Origin of the sequence: Bradyrhizobium altum, from assembly GCF_020889705.1 — a bacterium.
GTDB lineage: Bacteria > Pseudomonadota > Alphaproteobacteria > Rhizobiales > Xanthobacteraceae > Bradyrhizobium > Bradyrhizobium altum.
In genome coordinates, this window is record NZ_JACMYP010000508.1 from 1 (window position 1) to 2,099 (window position 2,099).

Below are 2,099 nucleotides of genomic sequence, written 5' to 3' on the forward strand. Positions count from 1 at the left end.
CGGTGATCGCCTTCGAGGACCATCTGTCCGGCAAGCGATTGCTGAATGTGCTGGGTAAGCGGCTCGGTCGGTACGGGCTTCAACTCCATCCGACCAAGACGCGCTTCGTAGACTTCCGGTTCAAACGCCCCGGTGGGCGTCATCCCGCGACGGCGGGGACCACATTCAACTTCCTTGGCTTCACCCATGTATGGGGTCAATCGAGGAAGGGTAAGAATGTCGTCCGACAAATAACGGCAAAAGACCGTTATGCCCGCGCGCTGGCTTCCGTGACGGAATGGTGTCGGCTCAACCTGCATCGTCCGTTCCGGGAACAGCACGCGCACTTGTCGCGGGTGATCCGGGGGCACTGCGCCTACTACGGCATCTCCGGCAACGGCCGACGGATCAGATGGTATCACCACCAGCTCACGCGGATATGGAAGAAATGGCTCGCACGGCGTGGTCGCCACAGCAATCTGCCGTGGTCGCGCTTCCGGGCCATGCTCGCGCGACACCCGCTGCCGACAGCCAAGATCGTCCACCAATATGCCGTCTCGTGAGCGAAGCTTACGCGTGAAGAACCGCATGCGGGTAATCCGCTCGCCCGGGTCTGTGAGGGGCGGGGATGGCAACATCCCCGCCTACTCGGCAGAAGGCGAACTCGACCTCGCCACGTTCGGCAAGTTTTGGGTAGGCGCCATAGCCGATGGAGTGGACGCCCCCCGACGGCATCGATTGTGCCAAGATGTGGGTGTTTAAACCCGGTAAGGAGGACGTCCGTGGACGAGGTTAGCATCATTGGTTTGGATTTGGCCAAGAACGTGTTCCAGCTCCATGGCGCAGGGCAGGATGGGAGGACCGTTCTGCGCAAGAAGCTCAACCGCAGCAGATTGCTTGAGTTTTTCGCCAGGTTGCCAAGGTGCGTGGTCGCCATGGAGGCCTGCGCCAGCGCCCATTATTGGGGACGGGAGATCGGTAAGTTCGGCCACGATGTCCGGCTGATCCATCCCTCCTACGTTAAGCCGTTCGTTAAGCGTCAGAAGAACGATGCAGCGGATGCGGAAGCAATCGCCGAAGCCGCGTCTCGACCAACGATGCGCTTTGTCGGCGTCAAGAGCGCCGCGAAGCAAGCCTCTTCCATGGCGTTCAAGGTTCGTGATCTCCTGGTTCGACAGCGCACACAGGCGATTAATGCTTTGCGCGGGCATCTTGCGGAATACGGTTTGATCGTGGCTCAGGGCGTGAGACACATCCCCCGATTGGATGAACTCCTGGCAACATATCCGGACCTGCCCGATCTGGCCCGCGGCCTTTGCCAGAATCTCTTGAAGCATGTGGAGTCTCTGTCGGAGCAGATTGCAGAGCTGGAGAAGGGGCTACGGGTGCGCGCGAGACAGGACAAGGTCGCCTCTCGCTTGATGACCATTCCGGGGATCGGCGCAATCTGCGCTACAGCGATAGAGGCCTTGGCGCCGTCGGCGGAGACCTTTTCCAAGGGGCGCGATTTTGCGGCCTGGATTGGTCTTACACCTAAACAGAATTCTTCCGGAGGCAAGGATAGGCTGGGCAAAATCTCCAGGATGGGCCGGCGAGATCTCCGACGCCTCCTTGTGCTTGGCGCGACCGCCGTCGTGCGATGGGCAAGACGCTACGGATCACCAGCAGGATCATGGCTGGCGAGAATGCTCTCGAAGAAGCCACCAAAGCTGATCGCGGTCGCTCTAGCGAACAAAATGGCGCGTATCGCCTGGGCCCTGATGGTCGCGCGCCATGGAAAACTGCCCCCTCATATTGCCTCAGATGGTCCGCGGTGGCGCTTACCAAGCTCCCGCGTCTGGCGCTGCTTGAACGCAAGGCCAGAAGCCGAGAGACGTCGGGAATGTGGTGAGGTCTAACGGAGGGTTATGGGCAATCGGTCAGGGACTGGGATTGGAAGAATCGACAGGTGGATGAGTGCCAGCGAGCACGCGTAGCCGAATTGGATCCAATCCACCATTCCATAAGGGCCCGCGACGTGTCGAGGTCGCATCACGAGGCCGAACACACGTCAGCACCCGACCACATGCCTGTTCCGAAGTTATATTTTGCTTGCATTTACTGAGGCGTCCACACACGGC

General features: G+C 60.0%; 1 protein-coding gene and 1 pseudogene. Both read left to right on the forward strand.

The annotated features are described in order from the left end of the window. The coding region (locus tag H8B02_RS46945) for an RNA-dependent RNA polymerase family protein (RefSeq protein WP_229172469.1) at positions 1-542 on the forward strand (542 nt) is incomplete at its 5' end. 219 nt (positions 543-761) lie between these two features. Beyond that, positions 762-1,745 (forward strand): annotated as a pseudogene (locus H8B02_RS46950) (IS110 family RNA-guided transposase); the annotation flags it as partial. Positions 1,746-2,099 lie beyond the last annotated feature (354 nt).